The organism is Microcoleus sp. B7-D4, from assembly GCF_036705125.1.
Classification (GTDB): Bacteria; Cyanobacteriota; Cyanobacteriia; order Cyanobacteriales; family Microcoleaceae; genus Microcoleus.
On the sequence record NZ_JAUBTT010000001.1, the window covers coordinates 1 to 19506 of the forward strand.

The following is a 19506-nucleotide window of genomic DNA, read 5'->3' on the forward strand; positions in this document are numbered from 1 at the left end:
ATTTCTTAATGTGGCGGTTGAGCGAGAGCGAGGGGAAAGAAAGGGCGATCGCACTCCGGTTTGTTGATATGTTTGGTTAATAATACAAGCGCTGCGGTTGAGGTGAAATGATGCCATTGAGAGCATTGTTTGAAGGTCGAGAGCTATTAGCCCCTCTGATGTCCGATGAAGAATGGCTGAATTTAAAAGCTCAGCGCCCAAAAGTTAGACTGTGCTGTTGTGACTCAACTGGATACTTACGCACGTCTAAGCTCGGCACCAAGCATTTTGTTCACGGCAAAGACAGGATTTGTAATTGGGCACCGGAAACGTGGCAGCACCTATTAGCCAAGACTGAAATTGTTCGAGTCTGCCAGCAATTCGGCTACGACGCAAAAACTGAAGTTTCAGGCTCTGATTGGAGAGCGGATGTTTTAGCCACCAAAACAGACCGGGGAAAGTTAATCAAGCTAGCTTTTGAGGTGCAGTGGAGTCCGCAAACTTTAGAAGAAACTGCTGCAAGGCAAGCCAAATATCAGCGGGATGGCATCCGCTGCTGCTGGCTGTTTCGTAAACTTCCTACATCTCCTGATTTGAGTTGCCAAGACTTACCTATGTTTAAGTTGTGGCTGGAATCAAAGGATACTCTAATGGTTGATGCCCCTACGATAACCTTGACGCTTTCTGAATTTATGGCAGCTCTACTGTCAAGGCATTTTAAATTTGCTTCTCATTACCGAGTCCGTCAAACTCAGCAAGTTAAGGTAGTTTTTTTTGCTGTGATTTGTTGGAGATGCCAACAACAGCACTACCTTTATTACATCCCCAATGCTGGTTATTATTCAGAATGCGGAATAAAAATAGATGAGGGAGCTTTTGGGGCTTTCGACAGCAACTTTTGGCTGTTTAGACCTGAACTTATCCAAGCAGTCAAAAACTATTTAAGAACAGAGGCCGGTCAAACAATCCACATGGGAGAGATCAAAAAACGGTACAGTAAAACAGTCAGGCGCTCTTATATGTCGTTTGGATGCCAAAAATGCGATGCCATTTGGGGCGACCATTTCTATTTTGAGGCTATGTCCGAAGCTTGGTATGGTTATATTCCTACTATCGAACAGGACTTGCAAATAAGCTTAAATCCTCCCCTTAATTTGAATTCACGACCTCATTGGTGCTATTCACCCACAGGTAGCTTTTGCGACGGTTGAAGGAGGAATAGTATTAACCACAGGTTAGAGGGCTCGCCGAGTAGCAAAGCCTGAAATGTTTAGCAGTAAAAGATTTCCGCTGTTTGGGTCGGTACGAGGGCAGAGTATAACTAATACTCTGCCTTCTCAAACTTGATTGAATAGTCAGCTAATTTAGGATGCTTTTGTGCTTGCAAGCTTCCTCGAAAGCTACGTAGGGACTTATTTGTTCCGTTTCTTAATATCACGTCCTCGGAATGCAGGTATCTCGGCTGTACCCCTAGTTCGGCAAAATCTTCGAGAATTTCTGTTTCCGTCATGCCACGGGCGAGATATTCTAAGATGTCGTATAATGGTTTCCATTGATCGCAAGAACTGAGAATTTAGAACATAAGTAAAAGAAACTATATATGGCTGAACATCATCCACTAGGTAGCATAGAATATCTTCGAGAGAATTTGCTAAAAAATTATAAACCAGGATTCCCTGTTCTGAAAGAGCTTGTTCAAAATGCTGAAGATGCAGGTTCGACCCACTTTGATTTTGGTTGGATCGAAGGGATCTCAAATGCAAAGCATCCTTTATTACGCACACCTGCTTTATTTATAGTAGATGATGGTACATTTACTAACGAAAATGCTCGTTCGATTCGCTACATAATTGGGGGAAGTAATAAGCCCAAAGACCAAGATGCTATTGGAAAGTTTGGACTCGGACTAAAAAGTGTATTTCATTTATGTGAGGCATTTTTTTACATCGGTTCTGAGATTCAAAACCCACGATCCAAACGCGCTGACATTTTTAATCCTTGGGCAGATAGAGATGGAGATCTATACCACCCTGAATGGGGCGAATTCGATCCAGAGGATTGCAAGAAAGTAAAAGATGCTCTTAACAAAATTATTGAACAACCAGAGTATCAATCCCAATGGTTTATTCTATGGATACCTCTAAGACACATCAGCCATCAAACCCATGAACTAGAAGAAGAAGGTATCCAACTAGGATATATTAAAAATGGTAAAGCAGATTTTTTCAATAAAGAGATTCCCAGTTTTTTGTCAGAGGAAGCAACTAAGTTAGAATTTACTCTTCTTCTCCCTTTACTCCATTCATTGAAAACTATTCGTTACTGGGAAAATGATTTGGATTGTGGTCAAGAAAAATATTTGATCACTATTAATTCTGGAGAGCGCCGCCATGCCGCTTTATCAAAACTGAATCCTTCTGAAGCTCACGCTTTAAAAGGAACAGTAAACCTTACTTCAAGGTCTTCTTGTATTGATGTTGAGTTTAGTGGGCAAGAAATTATTCATGTTATTCATGAAAATTATACTTTTACCGATATTCGCGAGCGTGACAATTTTCCCACAAAATTCAAGAATATCCAACCACACACGGCTGTAATTTTTGGTCGCTGGCAATCATCGCAACCTGCAAATTTAATGATACGCACAGCCGTATTTTTACCAATAGCAAGCAGTTCGAGCAATATCTCCTCACAGAATAGCTTTTGCTTAACGCTGCATGGATATTTCTTTGTTGACTTTGCTCGCACAGGAATTTTGGGATGGAATAATGAACGGCATATAATCGCTATTCAGCGTTTTGAGGGTGACGATGATGATACTGTCTTAAAAAAAGAGTGGAACTTTCATCTATATAAATCTTTGCTGGGTACCATTTTAGATGCTCTAAAAGATTTTTCCCAGGGCTTAAATAATGATGAGATTGAGATATTTTGTAAAGCTTTACACGCAAAACCCTTATTTAGGGAAAACAGTCAAGAAATCTGTGAAAAGAAACAATGGATTTATCGAATTAATCCCCAAGAAGAACGCTGGCAATTAATTGATTCAGGGCAAGTTCATCTACGCATACTTCCTAAAATCCCACCAAACTGGGCATCTTTCCCACACCTTAAAAAACTTCCCGAGCAATACTACTTAACCGTTGAAGGAAAACCGAACTTACTTGCAAGAAAAAATACTCTCACATGGAAATCAGAGGAAATATGTGATATTCTAGATTCACTCAAACCTAGCGAAATTTTCTCAAATATAGATAATCTTAGCTTCCTCCAAGCTTTTTTAAGTCAGCAAGAAACTAAGGTTATCAATGATGAAAAAGTGCAGGTAAGCTTAAGAGAACTTCTTCATAAAGCTTTTAGAGAACTTCTTCATAAAGCTTTTGCAAAACTTGGTATAGCAGAACTACAAAAGGATAAAATTCTTCCCTTTGTAAAGAAATTAGTAGAACTTCTGTTACCGAAAAATCGTTACGCGATCGCCAAATTTGCCGTGAATGAGCCAACCTCCGTGAAATTCGACGCAAACGAGCAAACCGCCGTGCATAATGTTCTTAACAAGCTCTATGCACTCAACCTCGATGTGCTACTTATCTATGAAATTTTTGAGCCTGCATCACAATCTAGTCAAGCAATACTGAAATCTGAGCAAGCAGTTGACGTACTTACTTGTCTTAGTGATATCTTGAAAGAAGATAAGTCTATATACCTAGCAATTTGTAACCTGATTAAACAAATTCTTAGCAAGTTTGATTCTCCTTTAATTATTATTGGTGAACTAGCTGATAAAATCTTATTTTACGGCTATAAATATCGCGAGAAAAAGACTTACCTTTGGAGTTATGCTAAACTATGCGAAAGTCGCTCCAAAAACCTTCTTTTCACAGGTAAATACAATACCATAGCGGCTGCCCTAAATGAAGCCATTCCTGATTATGACTTCATATTCATTGAGGAGGATCTCGCAAGCATACTTAACAAAATTCCAAGTATGAAAGGTATTTCTTCACTCACACTTGATAGCTGTAAAAACCTGCTTGACAAAAAACCAATTTTGGCTATTCCTGAACAACGCATAAATCTATTGAAGGAGTTAATTCGTCATGTCTAAAGAATTACGTTACTTGCTGCATGGAAATAAGGAAAAATATGATGATGTACAAACACCCTTATACATCATCCCTCAAGAAAGTACGCTATGGCAAAATATTGGGTTACAAGTTCTCACCAGTCGGAAAGAAAAATGGCGATTAATTAATTCAGTATTTATTGATTCCCTTCCTACTCCTACAGCTAATTTGAAAAGATTGGGAATTGAAAAACTTCTAGCTGAACAAGTTGTTGATTTAATTCGCCAAAACCCAGAGTCCGTCGATGGAAGTTTGCTGAACAAATCTGAGAGATATGAACTTCTCGCTTACATCAGCCAGAAACCTAGTAATGAAAAGCTATGGAAGTCATTACGATTGCATGAAAATGCTAATAATCCTAATCGCTTAGAAAGCATCGAAGTTAATCGCGTTTATTTAGAGAATTCAGACTTTCCTTTAGATGAACGACTAAAAAACTACATCGTTTTAATTCGACAAAATACAGAAATTCAGCAACACTGGATTCCGTCATGGACTCCTGATGCAGCGATCGCAAAAGTTCTTAGCCTACCGAATCCTCATCAATACTATGGCATCATTCTCGATGCACTGCAAAGGATGACTGATGAAACAAAAGAATCGCACAAAGAGTCTTTAAAAAGTTCTGGGTGGCTTCCTCCAAATGGATATTGTCCACAAGATATACTCAAACTCCCAAATAATTTGGAGCAATATGCAAAAGAGATTGCTAGTTTAGATAAGAGTAAACATCCTCAACAGGTTCTACATGAATCAGTCAGAAAGAGTAAAGTAGAGCATTGGATTAAGAGCTTATTTACAGTTTGGAATGCAGAAATAGTAATTAAGAAAATATTAACTCATAATCAGAAAAATATTGAACATTGGCAAAGTTTTTGTCCAGTTATCCTTGATGCGCTATCTACAAATATTTCAGATGAATTAAAAACAATTCTTACGAGAGAAAGCTGGTTATTTTTAGGCGATCGTACTGTCTGTCTATCTCAAATTATTGAAACTCCTCGAAATAAACTCCAGAAACACCTATCAACATTGGTGCATTTGAGTGCTCGTGAATATGCCGAAATAAGCCAATTGCCTAAAGAAATTACGAACCATAAGAATTTTTCATTCCTCAATAAGTTTTTTTCACAATGGAAAGAGAATGATGTTCTTGAGTTTATTCTAGATCAAAGCGAACCACACAAGTATTTTGAAATTATTCTGGATACCCTTAGCAGTCTTTTACCGCAGTCTACTCCTAATAATGTAAACACTCAAAAACTTAGCACGCTGGCTTGGTTGGTAGATAAACAGGGGAATGCTATCGATCCTAAGAGCATTATGATTCTGCACTACCCATCTCTAAATGACGAAATTGAGGGCTTAGTCTATTTAGTTCCTGATTGTTATATATCATCTTCCCAATTAGCGAAGCAGTTTCGCGATCATAATGACTGTTATCAGTGGCTTACTGAGAAACTATTCATCACAGAAGATAAAGCATTAATTGAAATTGGTAAACTTCTGAAGCAAGCACCAGAATATCAGATTGGAGAGTTTTCTTTTGAAGAGTTTCCCTTAGATAAATGCTTAGAAGCTTTCAAGCAGTTTGATGTTAGCTTCCTGCCAGCCTGGAACTTTGCCAAGAATCTATCATCACAAGAGAAATTCAAAAGATATCTGTTGCCAAACCTCTTAGATAAAATGGAGGTGGCAAAGCTCCGCGATCTTCTAATATTACTCTCTAGTCCTGAGCCTCAAGTCGATGCTGCTAATGCCGCTAATGTGGAAATTTTCAATACTTATCTTGGATTAGCTATTAATTACGGAACATTCAGCACAGATATTTTACCCCACATCCGTCTTCTTAATCGTAAAGATCAGTGGAAAAGTCCTAAGAAGTTAATAAAGGAAGGCAACAATATTGATAATACTTATGTATTAGATAAAGGGCAGCTAGATATTATACATTCATTCTTGAAATCAGGGACTCAAAGCAATTATGATTTACCAGAATCAGATGAAGCTTTAGAAGACGAAAATAACATCTTGATAAATTACTTTAAAAAATGGGAGGATTACTGTCCATTAGAACCCATTGGAGCGTTTCTGAGTCTTGTCAAGAGTTCTGACAATAAGATTGACAATAAGATTAAGGAACAGGCGAAATATTATCTAGGCAGACGTAATATAGAACATTTGCAAGCACGCTTGCTGGAAAATACAGCAAGACCCATTCGAGTTTTTCAAGTGCATATTGGTCAAGCTGAAAAACGGACGTGCAAGGTGACTTCAATACTGGGATGTACTTTTGAAGCTGAACTTGCTAATCTACCTAATCCGCCTCATTTTTTCGTCAATGAAGGTGAATTAGCCAGCAATCCAAGACGGCTAGAACTGTTGGATATACAACCCAAAAAAATTGCTCGTCCTGAGTTAGTGAGAATTCTTAAAGACTCAACTAGAGTTCTTCTTAAAAAAGTTTATGGAGTCGAACCAAATATAGAAGCGATTTGGGAGGATTTGCTAAATTCCGATCAGCTTGATATCCGAGTAGCTGAAAAATTGGTGATAAAGAATGCTTCGCATATTCTGAGGGAGCTTGGAATACAGGAGATCAGTGTAAAAATTCTCTTGAACAACTTAGACGACTTGGATCACAACGAAACCGAATACGACGAACTAGACGGTCTGGATGAAAAAAAACAAGCTACTCAACAAGAGATTCGAGCAAAACTCTCTGAATTGTCAAATCTGCTAAAAAATAATGAAGGCGTAAAATATAGTTTACTAAAGTCTGTACGAAAAAAGATAACGCAGAATGGCTATCGTCCACAGAGTATCCCTTTTGAGCTATTTCAAAATGCCGATGATGCCGTAGTTGAATGGCAAAAAATGTCATCACCCACAGAACTTGAGGAAGAAAGAAAACAGTTTGTGGTGGTTATGAGCGATCGCCAGCTTTTATTTATTCATGCGGGTAGACCGATTGGGTGTTTCCAACATTCAGATAATCCAGAGATAGACTATCGCGATGAGGGGTACCATCGCGACCTTGAAAAGATGCTGAAATTTAACATTTCTGACAAGGGAGTTGGCGTAACAGGGAAGTTTGGCTTAGGATTCAAAAGTGTTTATCTCTTATGTAAACGACCGCGCATTTTAAGCAAGCGTTTAGGGTTTGCTGTCGAGGGTGGACTACTTCCATCACGCCTCTCTCCTGAAGAAACTAAAGACTTGCAAGAAAAATTAGACTTATACAAGATGCCTTCAGATGCAACAATTGTCGAACTAGAGTTAGATCAGGGTCTTCAGCCGCAAGAAATTATCAGGGAGTTTCAAGAACTAGCAGGTATTTTAACTGTTTTTTCACGGGCTATTACAAAATATCGTTTTATTAACGATATTCAAGATAATGACTCAAAATCATTTACATGGGAAAGAAAACCTTTTATGGGTATTCAAGGTGTTGAAATAAATAGAATTACAATCAACGGTGAATACTCACTAAGACTTTGCCTGCGAACAGCATCGGGATCTGCTCTGCTATTAGACATGACCGAGAGAGACGGTAGGCTTAGTTGCACTACTCCTAAGAGTGCACCGACTTTTTGGGTAACAGCACCAACACAAGAAAAACTTAACGTTGGTTTTATACTGAATGCAGCCTTTAAGGTGACACCAGGAAGGACAAGGTTAGATCCAACAGGACAAAACAAAGAACTTGCTAATAATATTGGCATTGCGCTCGGTCAACTCCTAAAGAAATTATGTGAAGCCAACTGGGAAGATGTAAAAGTTGCTCTAGGTTTTTCTAGCGTAGATAGTTACAGCTTTTGGGAATTTCTTTGGAAAGAACTAGCCGTTAATTGGCAAAAAATCGATACTAATGAGCAGCGTGACCTGATTAGCGGTATTTTAGGCGGGGATCGCGGCATGGGATATCTCATCACCCGCAGTAAAGCCCTACCAAACGGATTATATGGTCAGTATCGCCAACTGATTTGTATCAATAGTAATACTAAATACTCCAAAGTGACAGGCAAACTTGCTGAAGAGTCTTGCTTCTGCAAAGTCGCTAGTTGGTCAAGCTTCCAGAAAAGTAGTGATCCACGTACTCTGATTGTTGATACTCAATGGGAAGAAGCCACAAAACTCTTAGACAAATCATTGTTTGATAAGCGCACCATTGACATTGACGATATACAACTGCTTAAGGCACTGAAAACCGAAGTTGGAGTCATTGAAGCAAAAGTAACGCCTGAAAAGGCAAGACAAGTAGGCAAGCTTATCTCAGAACCTTTTCTGAATAGCTTTAACAACTCTTCCGAGTGTGATAGCCTGAAAAAATTCCTGCCTCAGATTAAATTTCAATCAAAAGCTGACAACTATCTACCCTCTGAACAATTGCTTTCAGCCACATCTGACCAAACCCAAGCCGAAGAGAAACTGTTAGTTGGTTTTGCACCTGACAATCGCTTACTGCACGTTGACTATACCGACACTGCCATTAAGTTCTTCGATGCTTGTAGCTTGCAAAGAAAAAGTATTTCTGTAGAAGATATTAAAGATTGGGTATTACAGGCAGAAACGACGGAGAAACGGCAGGCAATACGCGGCTATTTATCAAAAGGCGAACATCGAGATCAACTAGCAAAACTTCTTCACGAAAATTCTCAAGACTCTTGGATAGAAAAAGATCAGAGCATAAATCGACTTCTACAATTAATGAGGGAAGTTATAACTGAGGGAGAAAAAGAATATCAGCCAGAACCCACAGATAGTAGAGAAAAAGAAGATCAGCTAAAACCCACAGGTAGTATTGTCCAGAACAATCAACAAGGTCTTGGAGACAACCCAGAAGAATGGGGTAAATTTGGTGAAGATGCAGCAAAGCCATTTTACGAAAAACTTGGTTATCATGTTACCAAACAGCCAGATAAAGATGGTTATGATTTTAAATGTGTCAAGGCAGACAGTGAGTTATTTGTAGAAGTAAAAACAATTAATCCTAGATATAGCAATATAGTTCGGATTACACGCAACGAGTGCAGAGAAATGTGTAAAATTACGAATTCAGACAAATATGAATTATTCATAGTCTGCCACAGTGGGGAATTAATCACGAATAGGATTCGGATTAAGTCTGCATGGAAAACATTACAGGAAGTCTTTTCAAAGCTCGATCAGCAAGCCCTCACTAATTGTGAGTATGCTGAAAAAGATCAAGAAGTTTTAATTGGGCTACAACGTAATTCAAATGGTTTAGATAATGACATATTGTTGAACTGGAAAAGGCTGGTGAAAACTGGCTTGAGTAAGAATATAGAAGAAGTTTCTTCATAAAAGCTTTTTAAATTCCAAGGGGTAATTTTGGGGATCAATCGCCCAAACTAAGATTTTTTAAGCTCTGTGACTCCTAGATTCAATTTCTAGGCTTTTTCAGCAGACCCTATCTATGTGGCAATCGCTTTCTTGTTTCTACAGAAGCTGGTGGTGAAGGGATTGATTTACAAGATAATTGTTACTCGCTTATAGCCTTTCTCAGAAATATGAGGTATCATGTTACTGACACTCACTCGTGAGGATCAAACAGAGAAAATCAGATCAAATCAACTAGAATTACATGGTTCAGTAAAGCCACACGAAAGCGATACCACACATGATAGCATTTATTTGACAGCACGAAAAAGTTGACTCATAACACGTTTACTTATACTCCTCTTCATACCTTGGTAAAATGAAAGCTTATTCGATTGATTTTAGGCAAAAGATCCTTGATACTTATCATACTGAACCGATTTCACAAAAAGCAATAGCTAAGCGTTTTTCTGTAGCCCTCAGCTTTGTACAAAAATTGCTTAAACAATATCGTGAAACAAAAAACATTACTCCCCGAACTGACCGATGTGGAGTGAAGGGCAAACTGAATGCAGAGCAACTACTCATATTGGGGGAATTGATTGAAGTAAACAATGATGCAACTCTTGAAGAACTGCGTTATTTACTTTATGGGGAAATTGGATTTTCTGTTAGTATATCGACAATAGCAAGAATGATAAAACTCTTAGATATTACTGTCAAAAAAAAAACTCTCTTCCCTTCAGGCAAAGGCACCGACCGAGTTCAACTTCTGCGATGTGAGTTCTGGCAAAAAATTAAAGAGATTAGTTTGAAAGACTTAATATTCATTGACGAATCGGGAGTTAATTTGGCAATGGTTAGGTTATATGCTAGAGCTTTGAAAGGTCAAAGAGCCCAGGGGCCAAGACCAACTAAACGTGGCAAAAATGTCTCAATAGTTGGAGCCATGTCAGTCAAGGAAATCTTGACATCAGTTAATCTAATAGGCCCAACTGATGCAATTACATTTGAAGCTTTTATTATCAGAAAGCTTGTACCAAAACTATGGAAAGGGGCTTGTGTAGTCATGGATAATTGTTCTATTCACTTGGGAGAAGAAGTGAAAAAAGCTATCGAAAAAAAAGGAGCAAAATTAATATACTTATCACCTTATTCACCAGATTTTTCACCAATAGAAAATCTCTGGTCAAAACTTAAAAATATTCTCCGTTCTATCAAGACTACTAATTATAAAGAATTAGCCAAAGCCATAAATTTGGCGTTCAGTCAAGTTACATCATCAAATATTTTTAACTGGTTTACACACTGCTGTTATTGTACCTCATCTTTCTGAGAAAGGCTATATTCATGTTGATCTACCTTGTAATCCTATGCGTTTACATCAGCGTGTTGGACGTTTAAATCGCTATGGGCAGAAGCATCCTGTGGAAGTAATTACGCTGCGTAATCCCGATACTGTTGAAACCCGTATTTGGGATAAGCTTAACGAGAAAATTGAAAATATTATGCAATCTTTAGAGCAAGTAATGTCTGAGCCAGAAGATTTGTTGCAACTTGTATTTCGACAGGCGATCGCTCTTGGGTGCTGAATTTCCCGACTAAAAACCATTGGGAAAAACCTTCAGATGCAAAGTTTCTTGAGCTAGGCTTACAGAAGTTCGTCAATACTTACAAAGAAAAAGGGATTACCTCGATCGCTTTTCCTCTACTCGGTACTCAGAATGGGGGAATCCCTACAGATGAATCTTTAGCGATCATGCAGAAATATTTAAGCCATTGCGACATCCCTGTTGAGATTTACCACTTTGACCCTGACGCGCCTGATGATCTGTTTACCGACTTAAAGACAGAATTTCTAAGGCTATCTGAGAGTGAACTGATAGAGGTGACGGGTTTGGGTAAGGCTTATATCAAACGAGTGCGGGAAGTAATAGAGGGTGCTCGTACATACAGTCTCGCCGCATTCCTAGAAACAGAGGGAATTGGGCTAAAAACCGTAGAAAAAACGTTATGCTTGCTAAGAGATCGGGGTGAAATGAGCAGTTGAACAGAAACTTACGCTAAGGAAATGATTGTGCCGTTTTGAATATTGCGATGGTTTCTTATAAACCTGTACCAATTGATCTATCTGAAATTTAAAAGCCTCAAATCCTTACTTGTAGCGACCTGCAATACTAAACGCTTAAACCCCTGCAATCAAAACATTTTGGAGTTTAGACTAGACTAAGCAGGTCAAAAAGTGCGAGCGCTGTGAGACTAGCGAACAGTTCTCAAGAAGGGCAATGGTCGCTGGCGAAAAGCTATCAGACTCAACCAGAAAATAAATACCAGCGACCGTTGACGTTCTTCGAGGGAGATTCAAAAGTTGGGTGACGATCGCACTTTTTAACCTGCTTAGTCTAAACTCTAATTTTAATGAACGTCAAACTTGTGGTGAATTGATATGCCAAGAGTGAACTTTGATAAGGGTTGGTCGAGACTGCATCGATTTACTGGTGGCAAGGACAACCCCGATGTTACTAGTCGTTGGAGTTGTCGAGGTAAATCAGGCATTTATCTAATTTCTGATGGAAGTGATTATGAAATTTTGTATGTGGGGAAAGCCAATTCCATTGATACTCGCCTACAGGAGCACATGGAGGCTAAGGGATACGGCAATGCTCGAATTGCTGCGGATATTGCTAGTGGCAAAACCTTTACTCTGCGCTGGATACTGTCTAGAGATCCAGATCTTTCAGAGTCGATTGCTATTGTCGTTTTGACTCCCAGGTACAACGGGAGATGTGAATGGAAGAGGGGGGTTGATAAGGTTGACCTACTTTCATGTTTGCAAGAAGCTGAGCGGATTGGTCTAGTTGAATCTAAAGAAAAAGTAGAAGAAAACTTAATTCTTAATCTCTGTAATGCCTTGGAGATTAGGATTTCTGAGCTCCGTCATAAGAAGAGTGAGCTTTGTAATCAAGCCGAGGCATTGAGTAACTCAACGAACTGGAAAGATGGCGAAGAACGCTTGAAGAAGATGCAGGCTGAATGGAAAAAATTAGGGTTTGCAGGAAAATTTTTTGATGACGTAGCCTGGGGGCGCTTCAAATATGCAATAGATACGTTTTACGAACGTCGTAGGGCTTATTTTGCACGAAAAAAAAGTGAACTCTGTAGCCAAGTTGAGGCATTGAATAAATCAGACAAGTGGAAGGAAGCTGAGGAGGGCTTAAAGCAGTTACAGTCTGAGTGGAAGCAATTAGGATCTGCGGGAAAAGAGTTTGACGAGGCAATTTGGTTTCGTTTTAAGAATTCGATCGATGCGTTTTACGAACGCCGTAAAGCTCATTTTGCTCAGAAGGAGTGTGAGTATGAGGAAAATAAACGCAAGAAGGAGCAACTTTGCAGAGAAGCAGAATCGCTGCTCTACTTTACTGACTGGAAAAAAGCTGGAGATACATTTAAGGCTTTAAGCGTTCGCTGGAAATCAACAGGTTCTGCTGGACGAGACCATGAGGAGAAACTTTGGCAGCGATTCAAGTCAGCTAGGGACAAGTTTCATGAACGGAGAAGTGAGTATTTCAATCACCAAGAACGAGAACAACTTGAAAACTTAGATCGTAAGCTCAGAATGTGTGCCGAGGCAGAAGATATCTCTGCTATCGGTGCAAGAATAGCAGGAAACGTTCGGGACTCTGTTCAGCGAATAAAGCAACTTCAAGCTGATTGGAAAACAATTGGTCATGTTCCTCGAGATCGACGGGAACAGGTACAAGACCGCTTCCGTCAAGCTTGTAACAAAGTTTTTGAGTGGGATCGACAAGAGCGGGAACGCAAGCAGGCGGAATGGCGGGAAAAAATGAAGGAGATTATTGCCAATAAAAAGGAGCAAGCGAACCGTATTCGTGATTCTATCCGTCATGATGAGCAAATTATCAACCAGAAATGGGATACCATCTCCAACTTACGTCCTGGCGGTAGAGCTTCAGAAATTCGAGAGCATTTGGAGGAGCAGATTCGAGATATCCAGCGTAAGATCGACTCGAAATACGAGAAGGTGAGGGATATCGAAAGCTCAATCCGTGATCTAGAAATCAAGGTCTACAGTTTCTAAACTTCTATGGAAAGCAAAAAGTCTAAATGGGATTGAGCCGAGATACAAATACGGTGTTTGAGTAGCAATCGTGCAGAAACTAACGTATACGTTTAATAACTCAGAGTACCCTTTTTCGGATCTAAAGGACTACCCCCCTTTCGTCTGGTGGTCGCGAATTCTCAAGTATCCCAGCGCGATCGCTCTGCAATCAAATCATAAAGGAGAGCGAAAAATTTTGGGGGAGATAGGGACTGGCAGTACGGAAAGATGACCTAATGTCCGAGTCATCTTTCCCTTTCATTTATCAACTTAAGGTGGTGCTGCTGGGCATCAGCCCCATGATCTGGCGACGGGTACTTGTCAGCCTCCCCTAAAATTTTTCGCTCTCCTACTCGTCCAGGTTTCAGCCATCACATGGCACTTCGTTGCAGCTTCGCTACCTTTACTCCTTGTAACAGGCGACTAAAACCAATCAGGACGATCCCGAATAGTAGTTGCCTTTGGTTTACCCAATAAAATCCGCCCAATGCGGAAGAAATGGGCAGCCATTGCTTGACGGTCATCCAAAGAGCCGACAGGAATTTCAAATACTTCATAACCCTGGTTCCGCAATTCCTCACGAATGGCTCGATCACGCTGCTGTCTGTCTGGATCTCCGTGAAGATTCCGGCTCATGCCGTCGAGGTAAATGCAGATGCCGTCAGAACGTTCTAACGGGTCTTCATAAAAGAAATCAGGTATGCTTGTTCCCAGCGGTCTGCCCAAGTCAATCGGATGCTGTGCGATAGGAGTAGGAAAACCTGCCCGCAGCAGCATATCTCGCAGAATAGTTTCTTTGTCATTAACAGGCTTTCCTCCCTCAGCATAGGTATTGGGTAATTTTGGCGGAATATCGTGGCTAAATGTTAGACTGTGCCCCCAATCGTTGAGTTTTTCAGCAGCTTTGTGGCGGTTTAAGTAGCGGTGGTAGTACGAATTTCGGTAGGTAAACAAGCAATCAATGCAAGCGCTGTCACAGGCTCCAGAGCAGCGCGCCGCAACCTCTAAAGCAGCAGAAGTTACATCAGTCCAGCGTTCAATCATTTGCTCTAGCAGCCCCGAACCTCCCGGCATAGGGTCGTAGAGCAGCACGTCCACTTTTTCTTGACCGGGATGGGCGATCGCGAGTACCTGCAAATCTTCCAATTCCATGTCCAGTACCAGGGACGCGCCCACTCGCAGTGATTCGGCAATGCTGTAAGCACAAGAGCGATCGCTGCAATCGAGTACGCTCAAAGCATCGGCGATCGCATCGGCAAAAAATCCCGTATTCTGCACTGGCTGACCGCAGCGATCTGCGTGTTCGTTGGCGAAATTCTCCCGATCCGCTGGTGATGCTAAGGGCGACCGACTTTGACCGCAAACCAAGCAAACGGGATACCCCAGAGTTCCGCTGTAAACCAAATTCGCTGCGCCGACGTTGACCAGGCGCAGGTGTACCCCAGAACGCAACTGCACCGTTTTCTCTCCCCAGTGAAACGCTTTGCCACCGCCGTGCCGATTTTGTTCGTAGCCAATCACCGATACAGCCAGTTGGAAGCGGTAGTCCTCTTCGTCGGTAATGTGAGACTGGTGGGGCAAATCTACATCGCAGACAGGCACGGCTTGTAGGGATGTAGCTCCCAAACCGGCGCTAATTCCAGAAGCTTTTATTCCCACTTCCGCGATCGCCTCATTAGCCACATCTACTTGGAACAGCGTAATCTGCTGTTGCGGTTCCAAGTGGTAGAAGCGAGGCACGAAACGATTGCCATTAGCATAAATCAGATTCCCCGGAACGTATTCCCGCAGGGCCATAGCCGGAGGTCGAGGCAGTTCAAAGTCCGACACCCCTACTAAATGTCGCGGCACTTGTGCGGTTCCTGACACCGAACCCCCCTCCAAACCGTAGCCGGGGAGGAAGCCTTCGGAAGCCAGGACGCTGTAAGTGTTCGTGTCGTCGAACCCCTCAGCTTCGCGTTTCTTGCGGGATTGAATGCCCTTGAGCCGCTTGACGAGGCGATCGCACCGCTGTCTGAGAGCTTCTTCATCGGGATCTAAAGTTCCCTTGCGCTGGCGCACGTTATCTAGGCGACTCATCTGGTCTAGCGCCCACTGCAACCTGCGCCAGATTCGTTCTATGACTTCACTCAGGTGTTCGCCGGTTTTTGCAATATAGTCGCGCAGCACTTCATCCAAGACGACATTGGCAATTTCTGGTGGCCATTCCTGGGCAAAGACTTGGCGAACCGAGTCGAATAGCGCCGTTTCGTGTTTGGTAATTAATTCAGTAAAGGCGCTGACATCGAGGGCTTGAGAACGGACGTGTCCTTTCTCATCAAAGAGGTATTGCTTCACCTGGTTAGGAAAGCACTGTTCCAGCACCCTGTTAATTTCTTCCCCTTCCCGACTCCCAACTCCCGCCGATCGCACCAACTGGTGTAGCGCCGTCAGAACTGTAGCGTGGACGTGCTTTTCGATCATCAGGTTGTTGCGGAGATTGAAGCGAGGGGGAGTAATCAAACCTCCCAGCAATTTTAGGGGGTCGTTAAAATAGGCGCGATCATGGCTGGCTTGACGGGCATAGGTTAAATTAACAGCCATGCGGTGCTGCCGTCCCGCACGTCCGGCACGTTGCCAGTAGTTGGCGGGTAGGGGCGGCACGTTCCGCATCAAGACTGCATCCAAAGCGCCGATATTGACGCCGAGTTCTAGGGTGGGAGTACAGACGAGGGTATTTACCAGCTCGTTCTCTCCTTTGAACATCAGCTCTAAAATTTCTCGGTCTTTAGCCGGCACCTGGGCGGAGTGTTCGCGGGGGCGAATCGTGGCAAACTGCTCGTCTAGCACCATCAAATCGTAATCATCGCCGCTTTCGGCTTCAAATTGCAGGGTGCCGGTGCAGCGCCAAGCCATGCACGCCATTTTAGGGGTGGGGCGAATGTGGGCGCGGCGGCACAAGTTGCAGCGGTAGATGCCTTTGTGGGGGGCGAGGCGCAATTTGTCGGCATCGATTTGCCGGACGCCCGCACAGCCAGAAATGGCTCGGTTGCGCCATCCTGTCAGGGTGACGGGGGTGAGAAGTTGCAAGTCTTCCGCTAGCAGTTGCCAGAGTTCTTCAAAAAATTCTGGGATGTCCTCTATGGGAATGCCCCAGCGCTTCGCGGCTTGACGCGCTAGGGTGTTGCCTTTATTGCTGAGCCATTGCTGGACGCGGTTTTTATCATCTCCCGATTCTCGTTGCAGTTTGAGGGCTTTGGGGACGCCTTGCAATAGGGGGAGATAGCCGCGCTGGATCTCGAAGTCGCCTTCTTGCCAGAACCGGGAAAAAATCCGCCCTTCGCGATCGCACAACACTGCCCCCCGCCGCGTGACATCTAGCAGGGAAGCAATCCCGCTGACTAATTCTTCTGGGGCAATTCTCAACTGTACCGCCCATTTGAGAATAAATGGCAAGGTAGGGACAAGTCCGGCATATTCAATTTGCATCCGCCCCCAGGGTTCCAAACCGATGCGCTGCTTGACGCCGGTGGCGACTTCTCGGAGTACCTGAATTCGCAAAAATCGCTTGCGTTCTTCGCTGTGTCTGACGCCTTCAGCTTCTTTGCGGTGAACGCGCCAGACTTCGGGGACGAGGGTACGACTGAGTTCGTCGTCGGCGTCTAGGAGATCGTCCAGGTAGGCGGTTAAGTCGCCAATCGAGACAGCACCTTGCTGGATGCGATTGTACATGAGACTTCGCAGGCGGTAGCGACGAGCGTGGTCTTGCATCCACCCGGCTTGAAATGCAGCATCTTGTCGGTTGTCGGCAAAGACGAGCAAGCGACGGCGTTCGGCGTGGTGAATCATATTTTGCGCCAAAACATGAACGTCAGACACCGTGACGGCGCGGACATCGCGGGTGGGTTCGCGGAAACCGCCGACACTGCTACGCCCCAAGGCTTGACAAGTGACGCAAGATGCGAGTTTTCCGGGGTGTTTCGATTTCTGGCGGACGGCGAGAAGGGTGACAAGGTTGCTAGGGCGATCGCACCCGCCGCAGCGCTTGAGAATGTTAGATTTTGAATCTTGGCCGGTTGAATGGAGGGTGCCGCAGTACCGGCACAAGTAAATTGGAACCGTTGAATTGGGATAAAGTTGATTCCCACGAACTGACTCCCGACTCCCGCCTCCCGACTCCCGACTCCCAACTCCCGACTCCCGACTATCATCTGCCGATTCTTCATCGAAATCGTCGTTGACGAGGCGATCGAGGAGGATGACGCGAGTTCCTCCCTGTTCGGTGCTTAAAGGTTTCCAGACAATTTGATTTTCAACTAATTGACCGCCTTGTGGCAATTTGTCTTTGTCAAAGAATTTGAAGTCGGCAACCTGATGGATGAAATAGTGCTGTCCGCAGGTGGTGCAGGTGGTTACAGGAAGTCGAAATAAGCCGTCGCCGTTTTCTCCGGCTGCATCTTCGGCAGATAACCACAATCGCGGGCGTTCTTGCTCCCGACTCCCGACTCCCGAACTTGACGGAAAAGTGACGACAGCACCGCCGACACCCCGGATGAAGCCGTGGATGACGGGGCGCAGCAGGGGGCGGCTGTTTTTGCGAGAAGTGGCACCCAATGCCAACCAGGCTAGAACTTCGGTTTCCGGTACGGGGCGTCTGACTCGCCGTTCCAAGTCAGCAATCAATTCTGAAAGCAAGCGCGGATTTCTTAAAGCTTCGGCAAGTTGGAATACCAGTTCGTTGCTGGCTAGGTGGTGGTAGAGACTTTCTTGCCAGTTTGTGGCATCGAGGGAAGTTCCCGTCATTCCTTGGAAAACGGCTTTGACTAGAATGCCCGCCTGTTCACCGGCTTCTACCGCTTCGAGGACGTTTTTCAGGTGAACGGCTGGGTTGCCAGCCAGGGGTAGGGGAATTTGCCGCGAAGTCTCCCAGATGTCGGGTTCGTATTCTTCACCGACGATCGCGACGCCATCTTTCCGAACCCCGAAAAACCGCGCTGCGAAGTCTCGCCCTGCTTCTTTACCCAGTTGGGCGTCGGCTATGGTGGCGGAGGTGGCAATACAGGTGGTTTCAGTGGCGCTTTTGCCGCAAAATGTCCGCAATCGGCGAATTAAGCAAGCGGTTTCGGCACCAGCAGCCCCGGTGAAGGTGTGGGCTTCGTCAAATACCAGATATTCTAATAGGGCGTTATTAAATAATTTGACATCCCGCTGGCGGGTAAGCAGCAGTTCTAATTGCTTGACGTTGGTGAGAAGGATGCGGGGTGGAGATTTCCGCATTTCCTCGCGGGAGACTCGTTCTTCTGGGGGATAGACGGCGTAGGATTGTTTTTCTTTTTGGGCTTTTTCGGCTTCTTTGCGGTAGTCGAGGTGCGAGGAGCCTTGTTTGAGGCGTTTGCCGGGGGCGTCTGCTGTTTTCTCTGGGGTTTTGCCGACGTACATTCCAAATGTAACGCCGCTTCCGGCGAGTAATTCCCGCAAGCGTCCGAGTTGATCTTCGGCGAGGGCGTTCATGGGGTAAACAATGACGGCGACGATTCCCCCTGGTGCTTCTTCGTCTCGTAGTTCTAAGCAGTGGCTAATAATGGGATAGAGGAAGCATTCGGTTTTGCCGGAACCGGTGCCGGTGGAAACTAAGGTGGTTTTGCTATCGGCGATCGCTCGGATGGCTGTTTCTTGATGTCCGTAGACGTTGGGGTGAGGGGCAATTTGGCGGAGGTACGGGTGTAAGATGCCTTCGGAAATTAAGTCAGCAAGACTGGCACCTTTGCGAAAGATGCGGCTGAGGCTGATATATGGCCCTTTAAAAAGGGGAGTGCGCCTGGTTTCCTCTAAGTTGAGGAGTTGGCGCATCTGGGCGTAGAGGTTGGTGTCGGCAAAGGGATACGCGGTAAGTTGATATTTGAGAAAGTCGCTGACAATTTTCTCGGTGTAGGAGATGGGGTTGAGCATAATTACTTG

The 19506-nt window shown here is 43.6% G+C and carries 9 protein-coding genes; 7 read left to right on the top strand and 2 right to left on the bottom strand.

The window, feature by feature from the left end; translation table 11 throughout:
• Positions 1 to 107 precede the first annotated feature (107 nt).
• Positions 108 to 1190 (top strand): competence protein CoiA family protein, encoded by a 1083-nt coding sequence (locus QUB12_RS00005; RefSeq protein ID WP_333304756.1) that lies wholly within the window; start codon positions 108 to 110, stop codon positions 1188 to 1190.
• A gap of 110 nt (positions 1191 to 1300) precedes the next feature.
• Here the strand turns inward: QUB12_RS00005 and QUB12_RS00010 are convergent, their stop codons facing one another.
• Entirely contained in the window at positions 1301 to 1489 is a 189-nt protein-coding gene (locus QUB12_RS00010) for a hypothetical protein (protein WP_333304759.1), read from the bottom strand.
• 90 nt (positions 1490 to 1579) lie between these two features.
• Here QUB12_RS00010 and QUB12_RS00015 point away from each other — a divergent pair, with 90 nt between their 5' ends.
• The 6 genes from QUB12_RS00015 to QUB12_RS00040 all read left to right on the top strand — a co-directional run bounded on the left by QUB12_RS00015 (position 1580) and on the right by QUB12_RS00040 (position 13548).
• The gene (locus tag QUB12_RS00015; RefSeq protein WP_333304761.1) at positions 1580 to 4087 is read left to right on the top strand and encodes a sacsin N-terminal ATP-binding-like domain-containing protein; all 2508 of its coding nucleotides are present in this window, start codon (positions 1580 to 1582) and stop codon (positions 4085 to 4087) included.
• The gene (locus tag QUB12_RS00020; RefSeq protein ID WP_333304763.1) at positions 4080 to 9434 is read left to right on the top strand and encodes a DUF3883 domain-containing protein; all 5355 of its coding nucleotides are present in this window, start codon (positions 4080 to 4082) and stop codon (positions 9432 to 9434) included. The genes QUB12_RS00015 and QUB12_RS00020 overlap by 8 nt, the downstream gene beginning before the upstream one ends.
• A gap of 394 nt (positions 9435 to 9828) precedes the next feature.
• Entirely contained in the window at positions 9829 to 10785 is a 957-nt protein-coding gene (locus tag QUB12_RS00025; RefSeq protein ID WP_333304766.1) for an IS630 family transposase, read from the top strand.
• A 37-nt stretch (positions 10786 to 10822) separates the two neighbouring features.
• Positions 10823 to 11041, top strand: coding sequence for a hypothetical protein (locus QUB12_RS00030; RefSeq protein WP_333304768.1), 219 nt, complete (start codon positions 10823 to 10825; stop codon positions 11039 to 11041).
• Complete coding sequence (locus QUB12_RS00035; RefSeq protein ID WP_333304770.1) at positions 11035 to 11499, top strand: macro domain-containing protein; 465 nt, start codon at positions 11035 to 11037, stop codon at positions 11497 to 11499. Before QUB12_RS00030 ends, QUB12_RS00035 begins: the two co-directional genes overlap by 7 nt.
• A gap of 396 nt (positions 11500 to 11895) precedes the next feature.
• The gene (locus QUB12_RS00040; protein ID WP_333304772.1) at positions 11896 to 13548 is read left to right on the top strand and encodes a DUF349 domain-containing protein; all 1653 of its coding nucleotides are present in this window, start codon (positions 11896 to 11898) and stop codon (positions 13546 to 13548) included.
• 444 nt (positions 13549 to 13992) lie between these two features.
• Here the strand turns inward: QUB12_RS00040 and QUB12_RS00045 are convergent, their stop codons facing one another.
• Positions 13993 to 19497 (bottom strand): DEAD/DEAH box helicase, encoded by a 5505-nt coding sequence (locus QUB12_RS00045; protein WP_333304774.1) that lies wholly within the window; start codon positions 19495 to 19497, stop codon positions 13993 to 13995.
• Between the last annotated feature and the right edge of the window lie 9 nt (positions 19498 to 19506).